This is a genomic window from Dyella sp. ASV21 (assembly GCF_016428975.1).
Lineage (GTDB): Bacteria > Pseudomonadota > Gammaproteobacteria > Xanthomonadales > Rhodanobacteraceae > Dyella.
The window spans coordinates 1-323 of sequence record NZ_JAELTT010000293.1; the positions used below are offsets into that span (position 1 = coordinate 1).

General features: G+C 74.3%; 1 pseudogene. It reads right to left on the bottom strand.

The window, feature by feature from the left end:
- Positions 1-126 (bottom strand): annotated as a pseudogene (locus tag JHD67_RS21730) (YigZ family protein); the annotation flags it as partial.
- Positions 127-323 lie beyond the last annotated feature (197 nt).

Consider the following 323-nt stretch of genomic DNA (forward strand, 5'->3'; position numbering starts at 1 on the left):
TACCACCACCGCGCGATCGATGCCTTGCCCCTCGATGGCCTGCAGAATGGGGCGCCCTGCCGTACCGCCGGGTTCGCCATCATCGTTGAAGCGGTAGTCCTGTCCGATACGGTAAGCCCAGCAGTTGCTGTCTCTTATACACATCTGACGCTGCCGACGACAACGTTCGGGTGTAGATCTCGGTGGTCGCCGGATGATTAAAAGGGGGGGGGGGGGGGGGGGGGGGGGGGGGGGGGGGGGGGGGGGGGGGGGGGGGGGGGGGGGGGGGGGGGGGGGGGGGGGGGGGGGGGGGGGGGGGGGGGGGGGGGGGGGGGGGGGGGGGG